Raw genomic sequence first — 25,897 nt, 5'->3', positions numbered from 1 at the left:
GGGTTGCGGCTGGTTTAAGTGGTCTTTTGGGGGGATACTCATATGGTTGCACATATCGGAACGGTTGCTTTTCTGGGAATTGAAGCAAGGCTGGTTGATGTTCAGGTTCATGTTGCCTCCGGCCTCCCATCCTTTACCATTGTCGGGCTTCCAGATAAGGCGGTGGCGGAAAGCCGCGAACGGGTGCGCTCGGCCCTAAGCGCGATCGGGCTTGCCCTGCCGCCCAAGCGGATAACCGTTAATCTGGCGCCCGCCGATTTGCCGAAGGAAGGATCCCATTTTGACCTTCCAATAGCATTAGGAATTCTGGTGGCGATGGAGGCACTCCCCAGTGATACACTGGAGGGATATCTGGTGCTGGGGGAACTGGGTCTTGACGGGCGCATTCAGGCGGTGCCAGGCGTGTTGCCGGCGGCCCTTACCGCCAGTGGGGAGGATCTGGGACTTATCTGCCCGGCGGCAACCGGCGGTGAAGCGGCATGGGCGCAGAATATTGATATCATTGCGCCGGAAAATTTACTGTCCCTGATCAATCATTTAAAAGGGCAGCAGCAACTCAGCCCACCAGAAGCAGTGATCGATGATACCCCGGCTTTTCATCTTGATCTAAAGGATATTAAGGGACAGGAAAGCGCCAAACGCGCGCTGGAGGTTGCGGCGGCAGGCGGTCATAACATCTGTATGACCGGACCGCCGGGATCGGGTAAATCAATGCTGGCGGCGCGGCTTCCGGGCATTTTGCCACCGATGAGCGCGGCGGAAGTACTGGAAAGCAGCATGATAGACAGCATTGCCGGGAACCTGACTGACCATAATATTTCAAGAAAGCGACCGTTTCGAAACCCCCATCATTCAGCGTCGATGGCGGCACTGACCGGTGGCGGGTTAAAGGCGCGGCCCGGTGAAGTATCGCTGGCGCATCATGGGGTTTTGTTTCTTGACGAATTGCCGGAATTTCAGCGTGTGGCGCTTGACAGTCTTCGTCAGCCGCTTGAAACTGGTGAAGTTGTGGTGGCGCGCGCCAATAAACATGTGACCTATCCGGCAAGATTTCAGCTTGTTGCAGCCATGAACCCCTGCAGATGCGGCCATCTTGATGATCCCGCGCTTGCCTGCAGCAGGGTTCCCAAATGTGCGATAGATTATCAGTCAAAAGTGTCCGGCCCACTGATGGACCGTATCGATATTCATATCGAGGTGCCGGCGGTCAGTGCCAATGACCTGGCACTGCCCAGCGCGAGCGAAGGCAGCGAAGAGGTGGCCAGGCGGGTGGCAAAGGCACGGAAAATCCAGCAGCAGAGATATGCTGACCTTGAGGGTGTTTCCTCAAATGCGGAAGTGGACGGCGAAGCGCTTGAAGCGGTCTGCGCGCTTGATGATGAGTGCCGCGAAATTCTGATGCGTGCGGTGGAAATGATGAAACTGACGGCACGTGGCTATCACCGCGTCCTTCGCGTAGCACGCACCATTGCCGATCTCGACGGGGCGGAGAATATCAATAAAGTTCATCTTTCCGAAGCGATCGGCTTTCGTCAGAAAAGGCAGATGCGTTAACCTTTAAAAAGGTGACGGCCTTTTACCAATCTGCTAAAAGTTTAGATATGATCGGGGAGGGTTTGGCAGATGAAAAATTTATATCTTATATTGGCGATAGTCGGCGCAATCATTCCATTTATATTTTTGGGTCAGTTTTTTGAGCAGGAAGGGATAAGTATCCCAAATTTTATCAGTGCCCTTTTTTCAAATGGTGCAACGGCCGGGTTTACCACTGATCTTGTTATTTCCTCTTTGGTTTTCTGGATTTATATTTTTAATGTGCGAAAAAAATCAAATGGCCCAAATCCTTATTTATTTATAGTTTTAAATCTGACGGTGGGTTTGAGCTGCGCGCTCCCGGCCTATCTTTATGCCCGTGAAAAAGCAGGAGGTAACGGATGAGTATTACTGAAGAAGCATATAAATCGGAATTGCGTGAGCTGCAGATTGAACTGGTTAAGCTGCAGCGGGATATCATCAGTTATGACCGTAAAATTCTGATTATTTTTGAAGGGCGGGATGCCGCCGGAAAAGACGGCACAATCAAGCGCATCATTCAGCATTTAAGCCCGCGGGAAACCCGGGTTGTGGCGCTTGGAAAACCATCGGATAAAGACCGGAGTTCATGGTATTTTCAGCGCTATGTCGGCCATCTGCCGTCAGCACAGGAAATGGTGCTGATGAACCGGAGCTGGTATAACCGTGCCGGGGTTGAAAGGGTGATGGGATTTTGCAGTCACAGTGAATATGAGGATTTTATCAATACGGTCATCACATTTGAACAGATGCTGGTCAAATCGGGTATTCAGATATTGAAATATTATCTTGATATTTCAAAGGATGAGCAGGCAAAAAGGCTTGAGGAACGCCGCACTGATCCCCTAAAACAATGGAAAATCAGCCCGATTGACGAGGTCGCCATAGAGCATTGGGACGATTATACTGCGGCGAAGAATGAAATGTTCAAGCGGACCGATAATCCGATCACGCCGTGGTACATTGTACGAACCGACAGCAAAAAGACTGCCAGGCTCAATGTGATCAGGCATATCATGGCCAATGTTGATTATCCGGACGGGGAAAGCCGGATTAAGGCACCGGATGAAAATATTATCTTTTCCTATGGCAGGTAAGGAAGCAGGGAGGGAAAAGGGAAAATGGCAAAAGATCATTCCGTAAAATTGCTTTATGTCATTATTTTTGCCGTCATTCTCGGGGTTATTACCGGTTGGACGATGGGCGAAGACGCGCTGATGTTTTCATGGATGGGGACATTATTTCTAAACGCCCTTAAAATGATTCTGGTGCCGCTGATAGTTGCGGCCATCATTACCGGTATTTCATCGTTGGGCGATATCCGTCATATGGGACGATCCGGCGCTATTACCCTTGGCTTTTTTGTTGTGATGATGATTATCGCCTCCGTTTTAAGTATCACTGTTGCTGAAATAATTGATCCGGGGGCAAATTTTCAGCTGAACACAATTCCTGACGCCGATATTACCCAGTCCCGCGCAAGTGTCGGTGACGTGCTACTCGGTATGATATCACCCAATATAGTCGCTTCCGCCGCCAATATGGAACTGCTGCAACTTGTTGTATTTTCAGTAATTTTCGGGGCTGCCCTGACAGTGATCGGTGAAAAGGGCAAAGTCATTGTTAACTTCTTTGAAGCAATAAACAGCGTTATGATGGTAATAGTGGGATGGATTATGTATCTATCGCCCTTTGGAATTTTTGCCCTTGTCGCCCTGCCGATTGCCCAGGCCGGTGGCGGCGCCGCGGTGATTTCCGGTTTTAGCGCCGTGGGCGCTTATGTATTGACTGTTGTAAGCGGACTTATTCTTCAGGGTATATTGCTCTTTTTTGTCATGAAAGCCTTAACAGGAAAAGGGCTTGGCTATATCCGCGATGTTATGCCGGCGGTGATTACAGCCTTCAGTACATCCAGCTCATCGGCAACCATGCCCACCTGTATTGAATATACCGAGGAGCACGGCTTGAAAAAAAGCGCGATCCGTTTTGTCATACCGCTGGGTTCCACCATCCATATGAATGGCTCCGCCGTTTATCAGGCGGCGGCCGCCATATTTTTATCCCAGGTTTACGGTATATCCCTAGGGTCCGATGATTATCTGACCATTATCCTGCTCAGCGTACTGGCGGCATTCGGCTCTGCCGGAATTCCGCAGGGCGGCTATCTGATGACTTTGATGATAATGTCCGTGATCGGCATTCCGGTCGAAGGGTTTGGCCTTATATTGTCCGTGGACTGGTTTCTTGACCGGGCCCATACGACACTCAATGTCTGGGGTGATCTGATTGCTGCGGCGGTCATGGACCGTTATATCGAAGAATGATTTTATAAATAGCTATTTCAGTTTGATAAATGATTTATCAATGGCACTGATGGACGGTGCACCAAGCAAAATCATATCACGGATCAGGGAATCTCTGATTTGCTCGACCGCGCGGATGGCCCCGGCTTCACCACCAGCGGCCAGACCATAAAGATAGGGACGGGCAAAGCTGACGGCATTGGCGCCCATGGCGAGGGCCTTTAAAATATCAGTACCACGCCGGATGCCGCCATCAACAATCAGTTCGGTTTTATCGGATACCGCGTCCCTGATCGGTTCAAGTCTTGAAATCGGTGCGGGGGAAGTATCAAGCTGCCGTCCGCCATGATTTGAAATGGAAATGGCGTTAAAGCCGGTCTGTTCGGCGCGGACCGCGTCATCGGTTCTGACCACGCCTTTGAGGACGGACGGTCCGTTCCATTCCCCCAGCAGCCATTCGGCATCCTGCCAGTTAAAGCTTGCGTCCATCTGGCTCTGAATAAAATTATTAAGGGTTATGGCCGACGTGGTGCTGGAAAGATTGGCATAGGTGATTTTGGGTTTAACCAGATAATCAAGTGACCACATTGGTGCTTTGATTGCCTGCCAGACTTGTTTTGGGCCGATTTTTGGTGGAATGGTAAAACCGTTTCTGGGGTCGCGTTCCCGGTTGCCGGCTATCGGCAGGTCAACAGTCAGGATCATGGCCGTGAAGCCGGCGGCCTTGGCCCGGTCCAACATTTCCTTAACCAGTCCCCGGTCTTTCCAGACATAAAGCTGAAACCATTTCGGCCCATCGGTCAGGGCTCCGATTTCTTCGATACTGATTGATGAAAGGGTGGCAAGCGAATAAATCGTGCCGACTTGCCGGGCGGCCAGTGCCGGGCCGCGTTCCCCATGATCATGGAACAGTCTATTCCCGGCAGAGGGGGAAAGAATAAACGGAACATCAATTTTCTGGCCCAAAAGGCTGGTTGATAAATCCGGGTTATCAACGCCGGAAAGGACTTTATATAAAAGTTCATAATCATCATAGGCATCAATGTTACGGGCAAGGGTTTTTTCATCGTCCGCGCCCCCGTCAATATAGTCAAAGACCATTTTATGGGCGCGGCGGCGGGCTGCGTCACGAAAGTCATTAATATTAAGACATTTATTTATATTTGGTCCAAACATTTCAGCATCTTAACGACAAGCCCTGCCACCGACAAGAGACAGAATGATTTAACATCTTAAAAATATGCTCTTTTATTTTTCCTCCGTAATATTTGTTACCAGTGTGCCGATTTTTTCAATGGACATTTCAATATGATCCCCGGGATGGAGAAATTCCGGCGGGTTACGCGCGGCCCCGACCCCCGACGGTGTGCCGGTCATAATCACATCACCCGGATACAGGGTTAGGATCGATGTCGCATGCCTGATCAGTCTTGGTTCATCATGAATCATATCTTTGGTATTGCCATTTTGTTTTTCAACACCATTAATCACGGTTCTGATATTTAAATTGGCACTATCGCCGATAAATTCCTTCGGTGTGATAAAGGGGCCGAACGGGGCGGCGTTATCCCGGCTTTTCCCTTCAAACCAATTGGTGCCAAAGTTAAACCCGCCATGTTCCTGGCGCGGGAAATTTGGATCGGCCCGGGCACTGACATCGAAAATAATGCTGTAACCGAATACATAATCCTTGGCATCTTCCAGGCTGACACTGTCCGCTTTTTTGCCGATAATAACGGCCAGTTCATTTTCAAAATCCCAGGCGCGGCCAAGCGGCGGTCCTTTGGGAATAGGAAATTCCGAATTGGGATCCAGAATTGTGGACCGGGGTGATTTTGCAAAAAAGACCGGTGGGTCAACATCCGGGTCTACCGGCTTTAAGGCCGGGCGATCAGCGGTTGACATTTCACGGGTATGATCCTGATAATTTGCTGCCGCCGCAACAATATTATAGGGCCATTTTATCGGTGCCTGCAATTTTACATCCGAAAGCTTGAAAGCAAATGAACGGCCATCAGCTTTGCCATTATAATAATTGGCGATCTGATAAAGACGCGATTTTATATGATCATAATTTTCAATCAGGGACAGCATATTGCGCGGCATTCGAGCATAGTTCATATTTTCAGCCGCGCTTAGTGCAGCATTTGCGCCGCGAATATCAAGAACTGTATCGTTGCCTAAAACCAATCCAATCCGGGTCATGCCATCTGCATCAAATGTGGCCAGTTTAAAAGGCGTATCCGGCGAACTGCTGGGCACGGCGGCATATGCCGCACTGCTAATGAAAGTGAATAATAGGACGAGAAAATGCTTCATAACGATCTCCTGTCGTAATTTTTTATGATGATCCGGACAACCCAACCTCCCATTTTTTGTAAAGATTGTCCGCTGTAATCAGGCTAATGGCAAAAATGCTATGCTGTCAATGTGATATTTATGAGTTCTGATATATCAAAATTGTTATAAACCAACTTCTTCTGCCAGCAGCCGGTAGCTTTTTAAGCGGCTTTCAAAATCATGGGTTACGGTCAGGATTGCAAATTCATCCGTATGCCAATAGTCGGCAAGCCCTTTGATTTTTTCTGCGCACTCTGCTGGAGAGCCAATAACGAAACTTTCCTTCAATAGATTAAGTAATTGCTTCTATCCAGAAATAGTAAAAATTATGCTAGGTTAGTATTCAATTTGTATTTATGTATAGCCTCAGTTAGACTGGAACCTAGCTTTAAAAGAAGAGATTGGGGAGTTTATATGGATATACTAGGTTTTTTTGCAAAATTAATTGAAAAAAGTGCTACGACACTCTTCATTATAGCCACTTGTACGGGATTTATTTTATTTGGCCCAGACGAATTTATCGCTAGAATTGGTATAAATAATATCCAATCCGAGTATAAAACTTTTATAGGTTTTATTTTTTTGTTTTCCAGTGTTGCAGTAATTTCTATGTGGGCGATTAAACTATTTGAAATTGTGGTAAATAAGATTCAAAGTAATTCTATAAATAGAGCATCAAAACAAGCATTAACTAACCTTTCTTCTAATGAAAAAGAGTTCTTGCGACCATATATTGTGGAGAATGTTGATTCACAAATCGCTTTTGTAGCAAATGGAACTGTTTGCTCCCTTGAACACAAAGGTATCATACTAAGAGCTAGTGAAGTTTCATCGGGAGTTTTGAATTTTCCATATATTTTGCAACCTTGGGCTAGAGACCATTTAACTAAAAACACACAATTATTGGATTAGCAAGAACAGCTTGAAACGTTTTTGTCTAAAAACCAATTAGTTATAAATAAACTGAACATGACATTTTTAAAGCACAATTTCTTTATCCAAACCTAACCGTAGAATTCCAAGCAGTAAAAGTTTAATATAATACAATGAAGTTTCAATATTTAACTTGAGGGGTTGAAATGGTAAATGCAATTAAATCATTAATTGAGGTATTTAAAACTAGAATTACAAATCCATTACTTGGAAGTATAGCTTTTTTCTGGATAATCTTTAATTGGAAAATGATCTATTTTTTCTTTACTTCTGATTTAGAACCACTTGTAAAAATAAAGTATATCGAATGGTATTATAGTGATCCTTCACATATACATTTGTATTATACTGTTTTCTGGGCAATTATAATTGGATCACTTTATGCTTGCCTCCTTCCATATATTGAATCAGCAGTACAATTTGTTCAATTAAAAGGCATTGAGATAGGACTTAGTTTCACGGCCCAAAAAGACGGAGTTTGGGAGCGTGAAAAACTTGGTCAACAGGCAAAGACTTTGAAAGTGGAATTGGAAGCATTAAAGTTGCGGGAGGAAGTGCTCAATAAAAAAGCTAAGATTGAAGAGTTGGAAGAAGAACAAGGTGAAACAGAAAGTGCCGACTTAGAAGATGGAAATAATAAAAATGGTGAGTACAAAAAGTTAAAAGAGGAAAATAAAATTTATTATGGAGGAGGTTCACCGAGTGATGATTTTGGGGAGGATGGAGATATATATATTGAGGTTGAGGAAGAGCCTGATTATTTCATAATAAATCCTACACAAAAAGAGAGATTTATAGATTTATATGGTCTGGAAAATCTCAATGGAGAGCGTCAGGTTCAATTGATGGAATATGCACATAAAAAATTTAAGTTGGATAACTCTAATATTCTGAATCGCAATGCTGAATTAAACAATTTTATTGGTTATGTTAAGAGGGTAGATGTATGGTCGGAAAAAGAACACCCAAATGCAAAATTAGTGGATTTGAATAAAATTGAACGTATTAGACAATTCCACAAAAAGCAAGTATTTCCAAATACTGATAATTTTTGGAATGATTTTTTGAATCTAACATATCCAGAATTCACTAACAAAAAAATGTATGAAAAGCTTGATGTTTTGGGTAGAAAGTTTAGTTAAAATAAAATACAAATCTCATTCCATTGATAGTTATCAAAAAATTGTTTATATAATCTGACAGGCCAGAAGCTGATAGCTTTTTAAGCGGCTTTCAAAATCATGGGTCACGGTCAGGATGGCAAATTCATCCGTATGCCAATAGGCGGCAAGCCCGTTGATTTTTTCTGCGCATTCTTCTGGCGATCCAATAACGAAACTTTCTTTAAGCAGATTATAGAGCCTTAGTTCACGGTCAGAAAATTTGTCAATCTCTCTTAATGCTTCCTCCGGCGAGATCCAGCCACTATCAAGACCGCGGGTCTGCTGAACCGTTTTTTTATAAAGCTGAGGGGCGGCGATAAATTCGGCTTCCTCCGCCGTCTCGGCGCAGTAAGCACCAATCGCAATCATTATTTTTGGCTTATGTTTATGTCCGGCATTCTCGTATGCCGACAGATAATTTTCTATAATGTCATATTTTTGTCCTGTCGGCGCGATGAACAGGGCAAGCGAAAGATAATAGCCCAGATGTCCGGCAAGGGCGGCGCTGCCGCCGCTGCTACCAAGCATCCAGAGTTCCGGATTATAATCCTGATAGGGGGAAACTATAATATTCTTAAAGGGATGATCAGTTTCAAGCTCACCATATAATAAATTTCTAAGATCAAAAGCCTGCCTTGAATAAAGCTCACCATGAGTGGCACTCCCCGGGTAGGCCAACGCCATACTGGCCAACCCGTCCCCGCCGGGTGCGCGTCCAATTCCTAGATCAATGCGGTCCGGAAATAATGTGGAAAGCAGCCTGAACTGTTCCGCAATCATATATGGGCTATAATGAGACAGCATCACACCACCACTCCCGACACGGATTTTTTCCGTCACGGTGGCAATATGGCTGATTAACGGAGCGGGGCTGGGACCTGAAAAATAATGGGTATTATGATGTTCGGCAAGCCAGTATCGGTGATAGCCCCATTTTTCACAAAATTTGGCCAGCGTCGCGGATAATTGCGGCGCCGGCCTTTTATCTTCTGATCCAAATTGAACTGGCGACTGATCAACAACGGATAATTTTATCATTTTTTTATAGTTCTATTGCCGATCATCCGTTCAGGCTATTTTTTCACCAGTCCTACTATAAATAGGAGTATCACGGCACCGATGGTGGCAGTAATCAGCGATCCGATCAGCGCATTGCCCATAGAAATACCAAGCATGCCGAATACAAAACCACCAACGATACCACCAACGATACCGACGATAATATTGCCGAGTATGCCAAACCCGGCCCCTTTCATGAATTTTCCGGCAAGCCAGCCGGCAATAGCCCCAATGATAATTGAACCAATAATTCCGTTCATGTTGTTCCCTCTCTATTTTGTTAACTTGCCTGAATATTGTGCCAGAAAGTGAAGATTTAGCAATCTTTATTATTTTTGGTGCTTAATGTGATCAATATTTAATAAAAATTGTCTGTTAAAAATTATTATATTGGATATGATTTGAAGCGGGGAATTTCAGGGAACAAGAGTTTTGAAGAAACTTGCCTATTTGGTTTTTATTATAGTCGGATATTTTTTTTCGTTGAGTATGGCTCTGGCGGAAAAACAGTGGAATATTCTGGCCATTGTCCCTGACGACCATGCCAGAAGAGTGATGGGGGCTTATGGAGACAAAAAAGCCGTTACTCCGAATTTTGACCAGCTTGCAGCCGAAGGTGTGCGCTTCACAAATGCCTATGCCGCCGCACCCGTATGTTCACCCAGTCGTGCCGCTTTCTGGAGCGGAAAATATCCCAGTCAGGTGGGCGTCAGTGATTTTCTGATGCTGAACGAAAAATATGCGGATCGTGGTCTTGAAACATCGGCAGTTTTATGGCCGGAAGTCCTTAAAAAACAGGGTTATAAAACCGGCCTGATCGGTAAATGGCATCTGGGCGAAGCGACAGAAAGGCACCCGTTAAAACGCGGGTTTGATTATTTTGTCGGCTATGAGCAGGATTCAAAAGCGTTTGACCCGATCCTTGATGAAAATGGAAAGGTCAGGGAGGTAAAGGGTCATACGTCGGATTTGTTTGTCGGTTATGCCAAAGACTTTCTGAACAGTAACAAGGATAAAAAATTTGCCCTGACCATTATGTTCCGCGAACCCCAGCGCCCATGGTATGAGGTGCCGGAAGAGGATATTGACGCGGTCAGAAATGTTGACCCGGACGTGCCGGATGAGCCGGGTATTGACCGGGCATGGCTTAAAAAAATGACCCATAATTATTATGGGGCCGTCCATGCGCTTGACCGGGCTGTGGGTGAGGTTCTGGCTGAACTTGACCGTCTGGGGCTTTCTGAAAACACAATTGTTATTTATGCCGGTGATCATGGCATGGTGATCGGTCAGCATGGATATTTCGGCCGTGGCGCGGTGGGGGCCATTGCCGGTGATCATGTGGTCGGCAGTGAAAATATCGCCAATCTGTTTGAAGAGGCCATAACAATACCGATGATCATCCGCTGGCCCGGTGTGGCAAAATCAAATTCGGTCGTTGAAATGCCGGTATCCAATACGGATATTTACCCAACGATCCTTAGTATGCTAGGGCTTCAAGCTCCGAAAGATTATACCACGGTCGGTCATGATCTTTCATCAGCCTTGAAAGGAAAAGAAGAGGGAGCACCCAGACCCGTATTCGCCCAGTATAATATGGAAAATTTTGGCATTGCCCACCTGCGGATGGTCAGGTTCGGGGACTGGAAACTGATCAAACGCTTTAAGCAGGGCGCAAATGCGGAACTGCTGGACGAGCTTTATAATCTGAAAACCGATCCCCAAGAAAAAGAAAATCTGATTGCGGTGGATGAGCATCAGCAGATCAGAAAAGACCTTGAAGCGATGCTTAAAAAATGGATGACGGAGATTAATGATCCTGATTTATAAGCTGCTGCTTTTCTGTCCGGCTTAATTTTTTAATTTGCGCTTCGCGAATTGAAGCCTCACTTCTGTTTTTGAGTTTTTCCGAATAGACAAGCTGAAATGGCCCGCGCCCACGGGTGTATTTGGCGCCATTTCCGGTTTCATGATCGGTTAGGCGTTTTTCAAGGTCATTGGTAATGCCGGTATAAAGGCTGCCGTCGCCACATTTTAATATATAAAGAAGCCAGTCAGACATTTAATTTTTATTTCCCTGATGCTATAACGCATTTTAAAGTATGATAATGATCAAGCGACCCAATATGAACATAAAGACCATTCAGATTCCATCCCTGCCGGGGATAGAGGATTTTTACAGTAAATACTGGAATAAAAAACCCTTTTTTGTCAAAAATGCACTGCCACAGGACATATTGGATGACCTGATTACGGCTGATGAGCTTGCAGGACTTTCGCTTGAGGAAGATGTCCGCTCAAGAATTATCTATTCAATGAGCTGGAAATGTGAGCATGGTCCTTTTGAAGAAGATAAATTCAGTACGCTTGGTGAGGAAGGCTGGAGCCTTCTGGTACAGGATGTTGAAAAAAATCATCCGCCAACAAAAAAGATAATTGATGCTTTTACCTTTTCACCATGCTGGCTGATTGATGATGTGATGGTTAGCTATTCGCCGCCGGGTGGCGGGGTTGGTCCGCATCTGGACAGTTATCATGTGTTTCTTATTCAGGGGACCGGCCGGCGCCAATGGAAAGTCGGGCAACAGAAAGTCATGCATGAAAAATATATTCCAGGACTGGATATAAAGGTTCTTGCTGATGATTTTGATGGGGAAGTCATTGAAGTGGAAGAAGGGGATGTGCTTTATATTCCACCCTATTTTGCCCATTCCGGGAAAACGATTGAGGAAAGCCTGACTTTTTCGTTAGGCTTTCTGGGGCCGACCATTTCGGAACTGCTCGGTGAATATGCTCTTTTCATCGAAGAGCAGGATATGATCAATCAGCGCTATGATGGTGATCAGCTTGATGCAGGGTCGGCAGGAAACAAAATTTCGGCGAAGGAAGTGGAAAATTTCAGGGAAAGTCTGAAATCCGCTTTAAATTCTGATCAGTTTGAAAAATGGCTTAAGGACTATTTTAAGAAAGATGATTAACTGTCATCAAACAAATTGGCGAGTTGATCGGTGATTGCGCCGCCCAACTGATCAGCATCCATAATGGTTATGGCATTTTTATAATAGCGTGTGACATCATGGCCAATGCCGATCGCCAACAGTTTGATGGGGGATTTATTCTCAATAACCTCTATAACATGCCTTAAGTGGTCTTCCAGATAATTGGCGCTGTTTGATGATAATGTGCTGTCATCAACAGGGGCACCGTCCGATATTACCATCAGAATACGGCGTTCCTCCGGTCTGGCAATCAGTCGGTTATGGGCCCAAAGCAGGCTTTCCCCATCAATATTTTCCTTAAGCAATCCTTCGCGAAGCATCAGGCCAAGATTGCTTCTGCAGCGGCGCAGGGGGCTGTCGGCCGATTTATAAATAATATGGCGAATGTCATTAAGCCGTCCCGGGTTTTCCGGTTTACCATTTTCGGTCCATTTTATCCGTGATTTGCCACCTTTCCAGGCTTTGGTGGTGAAGCCGAGAATTTCAACACGAACGCCGCAGCGTTCCAGCGTGCGGGCAAGAATGTCCCCACACATGGCGGCAATTGAAATTGGTCGGCCACGCATCGAGCCTGAATTATCAATCAGCAAAGTAACAACTGTATCTTTAAAATCACTGTCATTTTCCACTTTGAAGGAAAGCGGATGCATCGGGTTTGTTGCGACCCTGGTCAGACGGGCAGTATCCAGAATGCCTTCTTCCAGATCAAACTCCCATGACCGTGTCTGCTTCGCCATCAGAAACCGTTGAAGCCGATTGGCAAGCTTGGCCACCATTCCCTGCAGATGATAAAGCTGTTGATCCAGTTTTTTTCTAAGCTGGGCCAGCTCTTCCGGATCGCAAAGCTCCTCGGCGGCGATACATTCATCAAATTCACGGGTATATACGCGATATCCCGGCCCCGTTGAATAAAGTCCGAAAGGGTCATTATCATTTCTTGGCGGGGCGGCATTCTCATTCTGTGCCTGCTTAAGCATTTCCATCAGCTCTTCAGTGGACATTTCCCCGTTCTGTTCACCACTGGCATTATCATCTACCTGCTCCTCGGATGGCTCGCCTCCTTCTTCGCTGCCGTCTTCGGTCTGGTCCATTTCATTTTCAATATCGTCTTCGGACTGGTCGGTTTGTTCAAACTGCTCGTCAAGCTGATCTCCGCCCTTATCATCCGGCTCTTCATCCGGGTCAAATTCACGGGCAAGGTCCAGATCGGCGATGACTTTCCGGCTCAGAATGGAAAATTTATCCTGGTCATTTATGCATTTTGCCAGTTCGTCAAGATGGTCACCGGCCTTTTCTTCAATTTCGAAACGCAATTTATTAACCGCTTTTCTGGTTGATAATGGCGGAAGCTCATTTGTCAGACGTTCGCGCACCAACAGTTTTAGAACATCGCCCAGCGGCGCTTTTTTATCGGTATTTGCCAGTTCTTCAAAATTTTTATCTTTATACTGTTTTTCAATATGGGCTTTAAGGTTTTTGGCGACCCCCTTCATTTCATTGCTGCCAATGGCTTCAACCCTGGCATCCTCGATCGCGTTAAAGACCTGTTGGGCCAGATCACCCTTGGGCATATATTTGTGATGAAGATCATCCCGGTGATACCGTCGATGGAGAGAAAAGCTGTCACCTTTGCCACGCAGTTCGGCAATTTCCTCAACCGACATATCGGAATAAACCATTGGCAAACGCAATTGTCCCGCGGCAGGGGCGGGGGCGGTACCGAAGCTGACTTCAATTTCAGCATCACTGGCAAGGGCACGTACCGTTGATGATACGGCCCTTTTAAAATCCTCCAAATTGCGTAGGTTGGTTTTTTTCACCTGTCTGAAACCCGGGTAATATTAAAATTCAGCCTTTTGGATCACCGGCGCGTCTTTCAGTTCTTCGCCGAAGCAGCGCTGATAATATTCTGCTATGACCGGACGTTCCAGTTCGTCACATTTATTCAGGAACGAAAGACGGAAGGAAAAGGCAAGATCCTTGAAAATTTCAAAATTTTCCGCCCATGTCAGAACCGTTCTTGGCGACATAACCGTTGAAATATCCCCGTTCATAAAACCCTTACGGCTGAGATCCGCAACCTGAACCATCTGTTTGATGATTTTCAGGTCTTCTTCATTTTGCATCATCGGCATTTTTGCGGCAACAATGTTTTCTTCATGCTCATGAGGCAGGTAATTCAACGTAGTCACGATGCTCCAGCGGTCCATCTGTCCCTGATTGATTTGTTGGGTGCCGTGATAAAGTCCGGATGTGTCGCCAAGGCCAATGGTGTTGGTTGTCGAAAACAGACGGAAGGACGGATGAGGGTGGATCACCCTGTTCTGATCAAGCAGGGTCAGTTTGCCCGCAACCTCAAGCACGCGCTGGATCACAAACATAACGTCCGGGCGACCGGCGTCATATTCATCAAAAACGAGTGCCGTTGGATTTTGTAGCGCCCACGGCAATATGCCTTCCTTGAATTCAGTGATCTGAACCCCGTCTTTAAGAGTGATGGCATCCTTACCGATCAGGTCAATACGGCTGATGTGACTGTCCAGATTGATCCGTAAGCAAGGCCAGTTCAGGCGGGCAGCGACCTGCTCAATATGGGTTGATTTCCCTGTACCGTGATAACCCTGCACCATGACACGGCGGTTAAACGCAAAACCAGCCAGGATAGCCAGTGTTGTATCATGATCAAAAATATAATTTTCATCAATTTCCGGTACATGTTCATTTGGTTCGGAAAAACCATGAATTTCCATATCGGACTCAATGCCAAAAACCTGATTTACATTTAAAAGCATATCCGGGATGCCGGAGTCTTTGCTTATCTGTGTCGTCATTTTAAAGTCTGCCTGCTAATTATCTTAATTAAAATCTTTATCTTTCAAGGCGTTATAGGCCTCATTAATTTTGTTGAATATATATATTCCATTTTCCAGATCGGGATTCTGATCGGGATGGCAATGTTTGACAAGTTTTTTATATGCTTTTTTTATTTCATCTGTGGTTGCCCCGGTATCTAGGCCGAGTGTTTTTAAGTTTCCGATGTCTTCCCGCGTATAACTGATCACTTTGTTTTTTGCCACATGGCGAATGCGGATATCCTTATCGATGCCCTTGGCGGCTTGCTCAAATCCATTGTAATTGGATTTTGTTTGTGAATTGTTTTTGGTCCAGCTTGTGCCGGCGGCACCGATAAATGGCCCCTGATTTACAACACTAAGGTCAAATGTTCGGGCATGGGTCTGGCAAAACCAGTGTATATCATTTAGGTCCGAGGAGGTCTGGATACGGTACCGACCTTCCTTTTCGCAATTCTGCCATTCACACTGTCTTTGTGCCATGTTGTTATTCATGAATTAAACATTCGCTTGTTGTTCTGATTGCACAATCCTATTATAACATCGTCAATTCAAAATCATACTGAATAGGAAGACTTTCATGACTGTAAAAGAAAATATTGAATTAAAAGTGAATAAATCTATAAATCCGGAATTTTTGGAAGTTATTGATGAATCACATAAACATGCCGGTCATGCGGGGGCCCGTCCCGAAGGGGAAACCCACTTCCATATCAATATGACAGCAAGCGAATTAAACGGCAAAAACCGGGTTGAACGTCAGCGTCTGGTCTATCATATTTTAAAAGAGGAACTGGCCGGACCAATTCACGCTCTTTCCCTGAATTTAAAGGGAACGGATGATTAAAAAAGGTAAAGCAACATCAGCGGCACGGTGATAAAGCTGGTCAGTGTGGTGGTCATGATCAGGCTCGCCACTTCTTCGGGATTTCGGTTATATTTTGACGCCAGCAGATAGCTGAATACAGCAACCGGCATCGACATCTGCATAATCAGGACATTGCGGGTTATTCCTTCAAAACCAAAATAGCTGGCGGTGGCAATGCCAATCGCCATGCCAAAGGCAATTTTTAAAAGGCCGATTGATATTATTTTACCAAGCTTGATCACCCTTAATGTGGCAAGGGAGGCCCCAAGTGTCAGCAGCATCAATGGCACGGTGACACCGGCAAGAAGTTCGGTTGTATTCATGATCCATTTTGGTGGCGTGATCCCCGTCAGAATAAAGAAAAGGGCGGCAGCAATCCCCCACAGAAATGAAATCCGGAATAGGGAAGACGCATTCATGTTGCCGTGGGAAATGAAAAGGGAAACTGTAAACTGAAAAAATGATCCGACTGCGAAATAGGCGATTGCCAGTGACATACCCGGCTGTCCGAAGGCAAACAGACAAAGCGGAATACCCATATTACCGCAGTTTGAAGAGGAGAGCGCAATTATATACCCACGTTTTGGCAGGCCGGTTGCAAAAACAAAGATAGTCGTGACAATCAGCATTAGGGTTATGGCGATGGCCGAAGCAAACATGAAGGTCGTCATGGTCGTAAGGTCATTGCCCATATTAAGGATGCCGACAAAAACCAGACAGGGAGCACCAAAATTCATATTGAGTCGGGTGACAAATTCAGTGGGATAATCATAGCCAAGCCTGACCCAGAAATAACCGGCAAGGGCCAGAAGAAAGACAGGGAAGATAATGTTGATGAGCTCTATAAACATAAATGTTCCAATATCATAGTTGCTCCCGGTTAAAGGTGATTTCCGGCAGCTGGACCTTTGAAAATGTACAGAACTGATCAATCAGGGCGGATCTTTCCCCGCTTAACTGATAAGCGGTTTTTACAAGTCCTATTTCCCGCAAAAAATCATAGCCGATCATTTTAATCCGCTTAACCCCGTCTGCCTGGTAGTGATCAGGCATTGTGGTAAATCCGACCCCAGCGGCCACCATTGAAAGCGCCCTTTCGTCCTGGGCAGTGTTATAAACAAGTCGGGGGCGGACATTATGATCGGTAAAAAAACGGCTGGTTTCACTCAAAATTTCGCAGCGGGACCTGACGATTGTTGGCTCACCGGCAAATTCAGCCGGATGGATCGGCACCTTTTGCTGGGCAAGCGGGTGGTGTTCTGCGAGCGCAACCGAATAACCCTCCTTATAAAGGGGTATTTTTTCCAGTTTTAATGTCGGGCGCAGGATTGTCAGGGCAATATCAATTTTTCCTTCATCAAGACGGTTCTGGATTTCCTGCTCCGTACCTTCGAAAAGTTCTGTTACCAGTCCGCCGACCTCCCTGTTAAATGCTGTGAGTATATTGGCAATAATCGCTGCTGGAATTGTCATAAGGATACCAAGGCGTAAAAGATGCGACTGACCGGTAGATTTTATATCCGCTTCCGCCAGGTTAAGCTGATAAAGAATTGATTTTGCGTGGGGAACAAATCTGGTGCCACTTTCGGTCAGGAATACTCTTTTTGATGTGCGGTCAAAAAGTTTGCTACCCAGATCCGCTTCCAGTTTTTTTATCCCAGCTGATAATGTGGGCTGCGTGACAAAAACCCTTTTGGCGGCTTTTGTAAAACTACCGGTTTCGACCACAGCCAGAAAATAACGAAGCTGATAATTCTCTATCATTGATATTTTTTTCGCTAATTTATTTATTGATAGATACTATCTATGTTTATGGTGTTTGTAAAATCCGTATTTTTAAGGTAAAAATACAAATAAAAATTATGAGGGAGCATTTACATGGAAGGAATTAAGAAAAACTGGCCGGAAAGTCTGGTCTCTCTGGTTATTCTGTTTTTGGTCTGGAAAACCTTTGAACAAAGTGTTCTTGAACATCATTTTATCATTCCAACCACACGTTTTTTTGCACCGGCAATAGTGTTGGGGAATTTAATTTACTATAGCAGAAAAGGATTTAAGTGGCCCAAGTTGGTTCTGTTCTGGCTTTTTGTGATTGGTGATTTTGGCTCATTTCTGGCAATTTTTTATTCCCCTACATTGGCATCAAAGACCTATTTGTCTATCTGGGCACCGATAATTGTTGCAGTTTTAGTTCCAATTTTCACTTATTTGCTGTACAGTTATCAAAAAATAAATGAATTATTTAAAGATTAACCCTTTTCGGTTATAGTTTAGGGTAAGGGATGGGTTGCTTTTTAAAGCGGAATAATACATGCGATTTTTAAGTTTTGTTGGTTTATTGTTTTTTTGTCTCGTATCGGTTGCCTCCGCTGCTTCGATAGACGAGATTGTTGCCAATTTCGAAAAAGACTTCCAGGAAGAACTCAAGAAAAATAATGTGCCCGGTGGTGCCTATGCCATTATCCATAATGGTGAGGTCATTGCCATGAAAGGGGTCGGTGTTCGCGCAAAAGGGGGAACTGCACCTGTTGATGAAAATACTGTTTTCAGACTGGCGAGCGTATCCAAAACTTTTGCTGCTGGCCTCACTGCGGAACTTGTCGCAGAAGATAAATTTCACTGGGACGATAAAATTGTCGATTATGTTCCCGAATTCAGATTTAAATCCAGCAATTATACCAACAATCTAACCGTAAATCACATCCTTAGCCAAAGTTCCAGCCTCGTTCATAATGCCTATGATAATCTGGTAGAAGCCAATTATCCCATGTCAAAAATTATTGCCAAATTCAAGGATATTGATCCAAGTTGCAAGCTTGGGGAATGTTATGGGTATCAAAATGTGCTTTACAGTCTGATCCAGCCGGTGATTGAGCGTGCCACTTCCTCTAGCTATACCGATCTTATGTATAGCTATATTTTTGACCCTCTTGGCATGGAGCATGCTTCACTGGGGTATGAGGCTTTTCTGGGAAATCCTAATCATGCAGAACCCCATGTTCTTACAAAAAGAGGCTGGACAAAAACCAAAGTAACACCAAGTTATTATCATCTTTTGCCGGCAGCGGGTGTCAATGCCAGTATTTCTGATATGGCAAAATGGGTCATGGCGCAGATGGGCGCATTCCCACAGGCATATCCCCAAACTGTTATAGATACGGTAACAACAAAACATATCCGCACTTTAAAAGAGATGAGAAAACGTAACTGGCGGTCTATTCTTAAAAATGCCTATTACGGATATGGTTGGCGCATTTATGATGTTGGGGATACGGAACTTATTTATCATGGCGGGTCTGTTGCCGGGTTCCGTTCAGAAATTGCCTATTCAACGGAAAAAAATCTTGCACTTGTGATGCTTCTGAATGCGGAAACCAGAATGGGTGGCGATCTTAATGCAAAATTCTGGACAGAAGTATTTACACCGGAGCCGAAAATAACTGTTGCAAAAGTTGTTAAAAAGCCTGTGCCCAAGAGAAGAGTTAATATTGTCACCTCAATAGTGCCGCGTGATAAACCGTTAGCCGTTCCAGCTTTATAATAAATGAAAATAATTTTGGCACCCATGGAAGGTGTAATTGATTTCGCAATGCGCGAACAATTAACCGCGGGTGGATCATATGATCATGCCGTTACCGAATTTATCCGCGTTAATGATCATCTATTATCAAAAACTCAATTTATAAAATATTCGCCCGAACTGTTAGCAGGCGGACGGACATCATCAGGCACGCCGGTTTTTATTCAATTGCTGGGCCAGGATAAAAACTGGATGGCGGAAAATGCAAATCGGGCAGCTGAGTTGGGAGCGCCCGGCATTGATCTAAATTTTGGCTGTCCGGCTAAAACGGTAAACAATCATAGAGGAGGATCCATTCTTTTAACGGAACCGGAGACCGTTTTTGGTATTGTAAGCGAAGTTCGCAAAGCGGTGAATAAGGACATTCCTGTAACGGTGAAAATGCGACTTGGGTATGAGGATAAAACTCTAGCCATTGAAAATGCAGTTTCTATTGAAGCGGCGGGTGCCACGAGCCTGGCCATCCACGCTCGCACCAAAGTCGAAGGGTATAAACCACCGGCACACTGGCACTGGATTGCTAAAATAAAAAAACATGTAAAGCTGCCTGTGGTTGCCAATGGGGATATCTGGTCGAAGGAGGATGCCATGAACTGTATCCGGGAAAGTGAGTGCGCGGATATTATGATTGGTCGGGGCGGCCTTTCATTACCCAATTTGGCAGATGTGATCAAAAAAGATGCTGTTCCTTTAAGTTGGAAGGAGACGTGCACTCTTATGGTTCAGTATGCACAGGCAAGAAGGGATGTTAAAAACCGTAATCTGGTGCCTAACCGGATAAAACAATGGTGCCGTTATCTTATGCGTCAATATAGGGAGGCGGATGTGTTTTTCAATGAGATCAGAACCAAACGGCAATATGATGAGATAATGGATATTATTAATAGAAATTATCTATGAATAGAATAAATATTATTAATTTTATCTATAATAAGAAATTTGCTATTCTTTAAACCTCAACATAAAGCAGGGGTGAATAATTATGGCTGTCATAAAAAGCTCTATTGATCCGGAAGGATCAGAATTCATGGCGAATAAAACCAAAATGGATGCGCTTTTATCTGACCTCCATGACAAAATTACCAGAATAGAATTGGGGGGTGATGAGAAATCACGCCAGCGTCATATTGAGCGCGGCAAACTGTTGGCGCGTGACCGTATACGACGTCTGCTTGATAAGGGTAGCGCATTTTTGGAATTTTCGCAGTTAGCGGCTTTTGAGGTTTATGATGCTGAAGTACCGGCCGCCGGAATTATTACCGGAATAGGAAGGGTATCAGGGCAGGAATGTGTCATTATTTGTAATGATGCGACCGTTAAGGGCGGTACCTATTTTCCGCTGACCGTAAAAAAACATCTGCGCGCGCAGGAAATAGCTGCGGCTAATAATCTTCCCTGTATTTATCTGGTTGATAGTGGCGGTGCCAATCTGCCAAATCAGGATGAAGTATTTCCGGACAGGGATCATTTCGGACGCATATTTTATAATCAGGCTAAAATGTCAGCCAATAATATTCCGCAGATAGCGGTGGTTATGGGCTCCTGTACGGCTGGTGGCGCATATGTCCCGGCAATGAGCGATGAAAATGTGATTGTCAGGGATCAGGGCACAATATTTCTTGCCGGGCCGCCACTGGTCAAGGCCGCAACAGGAGAAGAAGTAACAGCAGAAGCCCTTGGCGGCGGAGATGTCCATACACGAATTTCCGGTGTTGCGGATCATCTGGCGGATGATGATAATCATGCGCTTGAAATTACCCGGTCTATCGTCAGCAATCTGAACCGAAGCAAAAAACATGATCTGGTTACCAAAGAAACAATTGAGCCACTTTATGATGTTGAAGAGCTGTATGGAATAGTCCCGACTGAGCTTAAGATTCCCTATGATGTGAGGGAAGTGATCGCCCGCATTGTTGATGGCAGCGAATTTGATGAATTTAAGAAACGTTATGGTCCAACGCTGGTTTGTGGTTTTGCGCATATTTACGGTATGCCGGTGGGTATCATAGCCAATAACGGGGTGCTTTTTTCACAATCGGCATTGAAAGGCGCACATTTTATCGAGCTCTGCGCTGCCCGAAAAATTCCGCTGGTCTTCTTACAGAATATTACCGGGTTTATGGTTGGGGAAAAATATGAAACGGGCGGTATAGCCCGTGACGGCGCGAAGATGGTTACGGCCGTGTCCTGTGCCAATGTGCCAAAATTTACGGTTATAATTGGCGGGTCATTCGGTGCGGGCAATTATGGCATGTGTGGCCGTGCTTATGATCCCCGGTTCCTATGGATGTGGCCGAATGCAAGAATTTCCGTTATGGGCGGGGAACAGGCGGCGGGTGTTCTGGCAACGGTAAAACGGGAAGGAATGGAACGCAAAGGGGAAAAATGGTCAGTCAGTGAGGAAGAAGAATTTAAAAAGCCGATAACCGCGCAATATGAGCATCAGGGCCACCCCTATTATTCTTCGGCGCGGCTTTGGGATGACGGTGTTATTGACCCAGCGGATACCAGGCGGGTCCTTGGCCTGTCTTTATCGGCCAGCCTTAATGCACCCATAAAAGAAACAAAATTCGGCATATTCAGGATGTAAATCATGACAATATTATTTGAAAAATCTGAAGACGGTATTGCCCGTATTATCCTTAACCGCCCCGAAGTGCATAATGCCTTTAACGCACAAATGATTGCCGACCTGACGGCGGCATTTCATGATCTTGCAAGCTGCCCGAATACAAATATACTTCTTCTTTCCGGTACCGGGGCAAGTTTCACGGCAGGGGCTGATTTGAAATGGATGAAGCAGGCAGCGGGCTATTCAGAAGAGGAAAACTTTCAGGATGCGATGAAGCTAAGCAACATGCTGAATGCCTTATATCATTTACCCCAGCTGACAATTACCTGTGTTCAGGGCGCTAATATGGGAGGTGCCATTGGCTTGATCAGCTGTTCTGATATTGTCTATGCCGATGAACAAAGCAAATTTTCTATGTCTGAAGTCACTTTAGGGTTAATTCCGGCAACCATTTCACCATATGTTATCAATGCCATCGGGGGACGATACGCAAAACGTTATTTCCAGACAGGGGAAAGGTTCGGCTGTGAGAAGGCACTTGAGATCGGACTTATTCATGAGATTTATACGTCTTTTGAAGATCTTCAGAGCAAGGTTGAAAGCCTGCTCTATACTTTACGTAGCAATGCGCCAGGTGCCATGAAAAAAGCAAAAATGCTGGCCATAGACTATAATGATGTTCCGATTTCTGACGAAATAAGGCGGGACAGCGCAAAAAGAATTGCTGCGGCCAGAGTGTCAGCTGAAGCGGCCAAAGGATTAAATGCTTTTTTAAGCAAGAAAAAACCCGATTGGACAGAAGATGTTTGAAAAAATTCTTATTGCCAACCGTGGTGAAATTGCCTGCCGGATTATAAAGACGGCAAGAAAAATAGGCATCAAAACGGTCGCTGTTTATTCAAGTGTTGATGCATCGGCACGCCATGTAAGGCTTGCTGATGAAGCCTATGAAATTGGCGCAGCTGATGCCGCGGACAGTTATCTAAATGGCAGCAAAATTATTGCAACGGCCCGTAAAAGCGGTGCCAGTGCTATTCATCCGGGGTACGGATTTTTATCAGAAAATGAAGAATTTGCCCGCGACTGTGAAGAAGCGGAAATTCGTTTTATCGGCCCAACTGCTGATGCCATCAGACTGATGGGGCTCAAAGACCAGGCCAAAAAAGCAATGGAGGAAGCGGGCGTTCCCGTGGTTCCGGGTTATGACGGTGATCATCAGGACGCTGTATTTTTATCTGAAAAAGCAGATGACATTGGATATCCGCTCCTGATCAAGGCGGTCGCCGGTGGCGGTGGCAAGGGGATGAGACTGGTTGAGAATAGTGGTCAATTTGCACAGGCCCTCAGCAGTGCTAAACGTGAAGCAAAAGCGTCATTTGGCAATGACCGGGTGCTGCTTGAGAAATATATCCGAAAGGCACGGCATATCGAGGTACAGATATTTGCCGATATGGTTGGAAATGCCGTCTACCTTCATGAGCGGGACTGTTCATTGCAGCGGCGTCATCAGAAAATTATCGAAGAAGCACCAGCTCCCGACCTGAGTGATGATATGCGCTATGAAATTGGGGAAACAGCAACCCGGGCGGCAAAGGCGATAAAATATCGCGGGGCCGGAACTATTGAATTTATAGTTGATGTTGAAAATGGCTTAAAGGACGCACCCTTTTATTTTATGGAAATGAATACGCGTCTACAAGTCGAGCATCCGGTTACAGAAATGATTACCGGACTTGATCTTGTTGAATGGCAATTACGTGTTGCAGCGGGTGAAAGACTTCCGCTAAAGCAGGATGATATAAAGCTAAACGGTCACGCGTTTGAAGCGCGCCTATATGCTGAAGACCCGGGTAATAATTTTTTGCCGCAAACAGGGAAAATTAATTATTTCAGTTGTCCGGCACCTGATCTTAATTTTCGGCTCGATAGTGGAATTGATCAGGGCGACGAGATCAGCATTTATTATGACCCGATGATCGCCAAACTGGTTGTCTGGGGTCAGAACCGCAGTGAAGCACTCCGGCATATGCGACGGGTCATTAAAAATACGGCCATCGCCGGTGTAAAAACCAATCTGGAATTTCTTTATCATGTATTCATGAATAAATCTTTCAGTGTTGCTGACTTTGATACCGGTTTTATAGAAAAACATAGAGTTGAGCTGACAAGACGTTTTGATGAAATGCCAGTGCCGGTATTGGTTCTTGCCGCGTTATCAGACCTTATGCCGCATATGGAAGGACAGGATGTTTGGGATTGGACAGACGGCTGGCAGCTGAATCATAACCTTAAAGTAAATTTGACATTTACGGCGAATAACAATTCCCATGAAGTTGGTGTGACATACCTTAAGGATGGATTTGAAATTTCCGTTTCTGACAGGTCGTTTAAAGTTAAATTGCTCAAAAAAGTTCAGGATGACTTCAGTATTCTGATTGACGGACGGAAGATCAGCGGCAAGGTCATCATGCAAAAACAGGATTTTACAGTATTTTGTGATGGTAAAGTCGCCTATCTTCATCATTATATTCCCGGGGCAGACAAACAGGATGATCAGGCCAAAAGCGGGACAGTCATCACGCCAATGCCTGGAAAAGTTTCAAATATCCTTGTGGAGGATGGTGCAGAAGTTGAAGAGGGTGAACCGCTTGTTATCCTGGAAGCCATGAAAATGGAACATACCATCAAAGCGCCACGCAAGGGTATCGTTCACTTTAATGACTTGAAGCTGGAAATGCAGGTATCAGACGGTGAGGTCCTCTTCAGAATTGCGGAAAGAGATGGGGATGAGTGATACAGACGTCATCATTTATGAAGTGGGGCCAAGGGACGGGCTTCAGAATGAAGCAAAATTTGTCAGCACCGCCACAAAAGTTGATCTGATCAACAGGCTGTCACGAACTGGGCTCAGAAAAATTGAAGTGACCAGCTTCGTTTCCCCGAAATGGGTTCCACAAATGGCTGACAACGCAGATGTCATGACATCTATTGACCGGGTGTCTGGCGTCACTTATGCGGCCCTTACACCAAATGTCAAAGGGATTGAGGCGGCAATTAAGGCATCTGCAGACGAAGTGGCCATATTTGCGGCTGCATCGGAAAGCTTCAGTCAAAGCAATATCAACTGTTCCATTCTAGAAAGCATTGAACGGTTCAAACCTGTTATGGAAATTGCCTTTGATCATAAATTGCCTGTGCGTGGTTATGTTTCCTGTGTAACCCACTGTCCTTATGAAGGGGCAATTGCCGCAATAGATGTCGTTAGGGTGTCTGAGGAACTTATGAAAATGGGCTGTTATCAGATATCCCTTGGCGATACCATCGGCAAGGGAAAACCGAAAGATTTTGAGAAACTTCTGATCGCACATAAGGCGGTAATGAGCAGCAATGATCTGGCACTGCATTGCCATGACACATATGGAAATGCCCTGAACAATATCAAAGAGGGGCTCGAACAGGGGATCAGGACCTTTGACAGTTCGGTTGCCGGGTTAGGGGGATGTCCTTATGCCGAAGGGGCGAGCGGAAATGTGGCAACAGAAGCGGTTCTCACGATGCTTGGGGAAATGGGCATCCGTACAGGCATTGATTTAGAGAAAATTATAGAAATAGCAAGTTTTGTAACAAAGGCGCTCGCGCGCATTCAGAATTAATGA

Annotated in this window: 27 protein-coding genes; 16 read left to right on the top strand and 11 right to left on the bottom strand. The window is 45.1% G+C overall.

The annotated features are described in order from the left end of the window. Positions 1-42 precede the first annotated feature (42 nt). The 4 genes from R3D86_12665 to R3D86_12650 all read left to right on the top strand — a co-directional run bounded on the left by R3D86_12665 (position 43) and on the right by R3D86_12650 (position 3,896). Positions 43-1,554: a YifB family Mg chelatase-like AAA ATPase gene (locus R3D86_12665; GenBank protein MEZ5759065.1), complete on the top strand. Its 1,512-nt coding sequence runs from the start codon at positions 43-45 to the stop codon at positions 1,552-1,554. A 69-nt stretch (positions 1,555-1,623) separates the two neighbouring features. Beyond that, complete coding sequence (locus R3D86_12660) at positions 1,624-1,938, top strand: DUF2834 domain-containing protein (GenBank protein ID MEZ5759064.1); 315 nt, start codon at positions 1,624-1,626, stop codon at positions 1,936-1,938. Further along, positions 1,935-2,669 (top strand): polyphosphate kinase 2, encoded by a 735-nt coding sequence (ppk2, locus tag R3D86_12655; protein MEZ5759063.1) that lies wholly within the window; start codon positions 1,935-1,937, stop codon positions 2,667-2,669. The genes R3D86_12660 and ppk2 overlap by 4 nt, the downstream gene beginning before the upstream one ends. 24 nt (positions 2,670-2,693) lie before the next feature. Beyond that, positions 2,694-3,896: a dicarboxylate/amino acid:cation symporter gene (locus R3D86_12650; protein ID MEZ5759062.1), complete on the top strand. Its 1,203-nt coding sequence runs from the start codon at positions 2,694-2,696 to the stop codon at positions 3,894-3,896. 12 nt (positions 3,897-3,908) lie between these two features. Here the strand turns inward: R3D86_12650 and R3D86_12645 are convergent, their stop codons facing one another. The 3 genes from R3D86_12645 to R3D86_12635 form a co-directional block, all read right to left on the bottom strand. After that, positions 3,909-5,051 (bottom strand): alpha-hydroxy acid oxidase, encoded by a 1,143-nt coding sequence (locus R3D86_12645; GenBank protein ID MEZ5759061.1) that lies wholly within the window; start codon positions 5,049-5,051, stop codon positions 3,909-3,911. A 72-nt stretch (positions 5,052-5,123) separates the two neighbouring features. After that, positions 5,124-6,194: a fumarylacetoacetate hydrolase family protein gene (locus tag R3D86_12640; GenBank protein ID MEZ5759060.1), complete on the bottom strand. Its 1,071-nt coding sequence runs from the start codon at positions 6,192-6,194 to the stop codon at positions 5,124-5,126. 144 nt (positions 6,195-6,338) lie between these two features. Further along, positions 6,339-6,503, bottom strand: a complete 165-nt coding sequence (locus R3D86_12635) for a hypothetical protein (GenBank protein MEZ5759059.1) — start codon at positions 6,501-6,503, stop codon at positions 6,339-6,341. Between the two features lie 126 nt (positions 6,504-6,629). Here R3D86_12635 and R3D86_12630 point away from each other — a divergent pair, with 126 nt between their 5' ends. Beyond that, positions 6,630-7,127, top strand: coding sequence for a super-infection exclusion protein B (locus R3D86_12630; protein ID MEZ5759058.1), 498 nt, complete (start codon positions 6,630-6,632; stop codon positions 7,125-7,127). A 167-nt stretch (positions 7,128-7,294) separates the two neighbouring features. Beyond that, the gene (locus R3D86_12625) at positions 7,295-8,290 is read left to right on the top strand and encodes a hypothetical protein (GenBank protein MEZ5759057.1); all 996 of its coding nucleotides are present in this window, start codon (positions 7,295-7,297) and stop codon (positions 8,288-8,290) included. A 45-nt stretch (positions 8,291-8,335) separates the two neighbouring features. Here R3D86_12625 and R3D86_12620 read toward each other — a convergent pair whose 3' ends face one another. Together R3D86_12620 and R3D86_12615 are read right to left on the bottom strand one after the other, a co-directional pair. Next, on the bottom strand, positions 8,336-9,349 hold the full coding sequence (locus R3D86_12620; protein ID MEZ5759056.1) for an MsnO8 family LLM class oxidoreductase: 1,014 nt from the start codon (positions 9,347-9,349) through the stop codon (positions 8,336-8,338). 35 nt (positions 9,350-9,384) lie between these two features. Further along, the gene (locus R3D86_12615; protein MEZ5759055.1) at positions 9,385-9,630 is read right to left on the bottom strand and encodes a GlsB/YeaQ/YmgE family stress response membrane protein; all 246 of its coding nucleotides are present in this window, start codon (positions 9,628-9,630) and stop codon (positions 9,385-9,387) included. A 172-nt stretch (positions 9,631-9,802) separates the two neighbouring features. Here R3D86_12615 and R3D86_12610 point away from each other — a divergent pair, with 172 nt between their 5' ends. Beyond that, a complete protein-coding gene (locus R3D86_12610) occupies positions 9,803-11,200 on the top strand; it encodes a sulfatase-like hydrolase/transferase (protein ID MEZ5759054.1) in 1,398 nt (465 codons plus the stop codon). Here R3D86_12610 and R3D86_12605 read toward each other — a convergent pair. Continuing rightward, positions 11,181-11,432 (bottom strand): GIY-YIG nuclease family protein, encoded by a 252-nt coding sequence (locus R3D86_12605; GenBank protein MEZ5759053.1) that lies wholly within the window; start codon positions 11,430-11,432, stop codon positions 11,181-11,183. The genes R3D86_12610 and R3D86_12605 overlap by 20 nt on opposite strands. 64 nt (positions 11,433-11,496) lie before the next feature. On the opposite strand from R3D86_12605, the gene R3D86_12600 reads away from it, so the two are divergent. Further along, a complete protein-coding gene (locus R3D86_12600) occupies positions 11,497-12,348 on the top strand; it encodes a cupin domain-containing protein (protein MEZ5759052.1) in 852 nt (283 codons plus the stop codon). Here R3D86_12600 and cobT read toward each other — a convergent pair. From cobT to R3D86_12585, 3 genes are read right to left on the bottom strand one after another with little or no spacing between them, the layout of a single operon-like run. Then, the gene (gene cobT, locus R3D86_12595) at positions 12,345-14,189 is read right to left on the bottom strand and encodes a cobaltochelatase subunit CobT (GenBank protein ID MEZ5759051.1); all 1,845 of its coding nucleotides are present in this window, start codon (positions 14,187-14,189) and stop codon (positions 12,345-12,347) included. The genes R3D86_12600 and cobT overlap by 4 nt on opposite strands. A gap of 21 nt (positions 14,190-14,210) precedes the next feature. Continuing rightward, positions 14,211-15,200, bottom strand: a complete 990-nt coding sequence (gene cobS, locus R3D86_12590; GenBank protein ID MEZ5759050.1) for a cobaltochelatase subunit CobS — start codon at positions 15,198-15,200, stop codon at positions 14,211-14,213. Between the two features lie 24 nt (positions 15,201-15,224). Continuing rightward, positions 15,225-15,704 carry a J domain-containing protein gene (locus tag R3D86_12585; GenBank protein MEZ5759049.1) on the bottom strand — a complete coding sequence of 160 codons (480 nt, stop codon included), beginning with the start codon at positions 15,702-15,704 and terminating at the stop codon, positions 15,225-15,227. Between the two features lie 97 nt (positions 15,705-15,801). On the opposite strand from R3D86_12585, the gene R3D86_12580 reads away from it, so the two are divergent. After that, on the top strand, positions 15,802-16,068 hold the full coding sequence (locus tag R3D86_12580; GenBank protein ID MEZ5759048.1) for a BolA family protein: 267 nt from the start codon (positions 15,802-15,804) through the stop codon (positions 16,066-16,068). Here R3D86_12580 and R3D86_12575 read toward each other — a convergent pair. Further along, positions 16,065-16,940, bottom strand: a complete 876-nt coding sequence (locus R3D86_12575; GenBank protein ID MEZ5759047.1) for an AEC family transporter — start codon at positions 16,938-16,940, stop codon at positions 16,065-16,067. The two genes, R3D86_12580 and R3D86_12575, sit on opposite strands and share 4 nt — an antisense overlap. Positions 16,941-16,953: 13 nt before the next feature. Next, on the bottom strand, positions 16,954-17,853 hold the full coding sequence (locus tag R3D86_12570) for a LysR family transcriptional regulator (protein ID MEZ5759046.1): 900 nt from the start codon (positions 17,851-17,853) through the stop codon (positions 16,954-16,956). A 114-nt stretch (positions 17,854-17,967) separates the two neighbouring features. Between R3D86_12570 and R3D86_12565 the strand changes: the two genes are divergently transcribed. The 7 genes from R3D86_12565 to R3D86_12535 all read left to right on the top strand — a co-directional run bounded on the left by R3D86_12565 (position 17,968) and on the right by R3D86_12535 (position 25,894). Next, a complete protein-coding gene (locus tag R3D86_12565) occupies positions 17,968-18,342 on the top strand; it encodes a hypothetical protein (protein ID MEZ5759045.1) in 375 nt (124 codons plus the stop codon). Positions 18,343-18,400: 58 nt separating this feature from the next. After that, positions 18,401-19,630 carry a serine hydrolase domain-containing protein gene (locus tag R3D86_12560; protein ID MEZ5759044.1) on the top strand — a complete coding sequence of 410 codons (1,230 nt, stop codon included), beginning with the start codon at positions 18,401-18,403 and terminating at the stop codon, positions 19,628-19,630. A gap of 3 nt (positions 19,631-19,633) precedes the next feature. Then, on the top strand, positions 19,634-20,569 hold the full coding sequence (locus R3D86_12555; protein ID MEZ5759043.1) for a tRNA-dihydrouridine synthase: 936 nt from the start codon (positions 19,634-19,636) through the stop codon (positions 20,567-20,569). Positions 20,570-20,651: 82 nt separating this feature from the next. Continuing rightward, positions 20,652-22,259, top strand: coding sequence for a carboxyl transferase domain-containing protein (locus R3D86_12550; protein MEZ5759042.1), 1,608 nt, complete (start codon positions 20,652-20,654; stop codon positions 22,257-22,259). 3 nt (positions 22,260-22,262) lie between these two features. Further along, on the top strand, positions 22,263-23,051 hold the full coding sequence (locus R3D86_12545) for an enoyl-CoA hydratase-related protein (protein MEZ5759041.1): 789 nt from the start codon (positions 22,263-22,265) through the stop codon (positions 23,049-23,051). Further along, positions 23,044-25,035, top strand: a complete 1,992-nt coding sequence (locus tag R3D86_12540) for an acetyl/propionyl/methylcrotonyl-CoA carboxylase subunit alpha (protein MEZ5759040.1) — start codon at positions 23,044-23,046, stop codon at positions 25,033-25,035. Before R3D86_12545 ends, R3D86_12540 begins: the two co-directional genes overlap by 8 nt. Next, positions 25,028-25,894, top strand: coding sequence for a hydroxymethylglutaryl-CoA lyase (locus tag R3D86_12535; GenBank protein ID MEZ5759039.1), 867 nt, complete (start codon positions 25,028-25,030; stop codon positions 25,892-25,894). Before R3D86_12540 ends, R3D86_12535 begins: the two co-directional genes overlap by 8 nt. The last annotated feature ends 3 nt before the right edge of the window (positions 25,895-25,897 follow it).

It is taken from the genome of Emcibacteraceae bacterium, assembly GCA_041396985.1.
Lineage (GTDB): Bacteria > Pseudomonadota > Alphaproteobacteria > Sphingomonadales > Emcibacteraceae > Pseudemcibacter.
The sequence above is the reverse complement of the archived record's forward strand: the minus strand, read 5'-3'. Positions and strand labels throughout refer to the sequence as shown.

Excerpts from the sequence above, each read along its gene's own strand:
- R3D86_12665 (MEZ5759065.1), top strand. The coding sequence starts at position 43 with ATGGTTGCACATATCGGAACGGTTGCTTTTCTGGGAATTGAAGCAAGG.
- R3D86_12660 (MEZ5759064.1), top strand. The coding sequence starts at position 1,624 with ATGAAAAATTTATATCTTATATTGGCGATAGTCGGCGCAATCATTCCA.
- ppk2 (MEZ5759063.1), top strand. The coding sequence starts at position 1,935 with ATGAGTATTACTGAAGAAGCATATAAATCGGAATTGCGTGAGCTGCAG.
- R3D86_12650 (MEZ5759062.1), top strand. The coding sequence starts at position 2,694 with ATGGCAAAAGATCATTCCGTAAAATTGCTTTATGTCATTATTTTTGCC.
- R3D86_12645 (MEZ5759061.1), bottom strand. The coding sequence starts at position 5,051 with ATGTTTGGACCAAATATAAATAAATGTCTTAATATTAATGACTTTCGT.
- R3D86_12640 (MEZ5759060.1), bottom strand. The coding sequence starts at position 6,194 with ATGAAGCATTTTCTCGTCCTATTATTCACTTTCATTAGCAGTGCGGCA.
- R3D86_12630 (MEZ5759058.1), top strand. The coding sequence starts at position 6,630 with ATGGATATACTAGGTTTTTTTGCAAAATTAATTGAAAAAAGTGCTACG.
- R3D86_12625 (MEZ5759057.1), top strand. The coding sequence starts at position 7,295 with ATGGTAAATGCAATTAAATCATTAATTGAGGTATTTAAAACTAGAATT.
- R3D86_12620 (MEZ5759056.1), bottom strand. The coding sequence starts at position 9,349 with ATGATAAAATTATCCGTTGTTGATCAGTCGCCAGTTCAATTTGGATCA.
- R3D86_12615 (MEZ5759055.1), bottom strand. The coding sequence starts at position 9,630 with ATGAACGGAATTATTGGTTCAATTATCATTGGGGCTATTGCCGGCTGG.
- R3D86_12605 (MEZ5759053.1), bottom strand. The coding sequence starts at position 11,432 with ATGTCTGACTGGCTTCTTTATATATTAAAATGTGGCGACGGCAGCCTT.
- R3D86_12600 (MEZ5759052.1), top strand. The coding sequence starts at position 11,497 with ATGAACATAAAGACCATTCAGATTCCATCCCTGCCGGGGATAGAGGAT.
- cobS (MEZ5759050.1), bottom strand. The coding sequence starts at position 15,200 with ATGACGACACAGATAAGCAAAGACTCCGGCATCCCGGATATGCTTTTA.
- R3D86_12585 (MEZ5759049.1), bottom strand. The coding sequence starts at position 15,704 with ATGGCACAAAGACAGTGTGAATGGCAGAATTGCGAAAAGGAAGGTCGG.
- R3D86_12580 (MEZ5759048.1), top strand. The coding sequence starts at position 15,802 with ATGACTGTAAAAGAAAATATTGAATTAAAAGTGAATAAATCTATAAAT.
- R3D86_12575 (MEZ5759047.1), bottom strand. The coding sequence starts at position 16,940 with ATGTTTATAGAGCTCATCAACATTATCTTCCCTGTCTTTCTTCTGGCC.
- R3D86_12570 (MEZ5759046.1), bottom strand. The coding sequence starts at position 17,853 with ATGATAGAGAATTATCAGCTTCGTTATTTTCTGGCTGTGGTCGAAACC.
- R3D86_12565 (MEZ5759045.1), top strand. The coding sequence starts at position 17,968 with ATGGAAGGAATTAAGAAAAACTGGCCGGAAAGTCTGGTCTCTCTGGTT.
- R3D86_12560 (MEZ5759044.1), top strand. The coding sequence starts at position 18,401 with ATGCGATTTTTAAGTTTTGTTGGTTTATTGTTTTTTTGTCTCGTATCG.
- R3D86_12555 (MEZ5759043.1), top strand. The coding sequence starts at position 19,634 with ATGAAAATAATTTTGGCACCCATGGAAGGTGTAATTGATTTCGCAATG.
- R3D86_12550 (MEZ5759042.1), top strand. The coding sequence starts at position 20,652 with ATGGCTGTCATAAAAAGCTCTATTGATCCGGAAGGATCAGAATTCATG.
- R3D86_12545 (MEZ5759041.1), top strand. The coding sequence starts at position 22,263 with ATGACAATATTATTTGAAAAATCTGAAGACGGTATTGCCCGTATTATC.
- R3D86_12540 (MEZ5759040.1), top strand. The coding sequence starts at position 23,044 with ATGTTTGAAAAAATTCTTATTGCCAACCGTGGTGAAATTGCCTGCCGG.
- R3D86_12535 (MEZ5759039.1), top strand. The coding sequence starts at position 25,028 with ATGAGTGATACAGACGTCATCATTTATGAAGTGGGGCCAAGGGACGGG.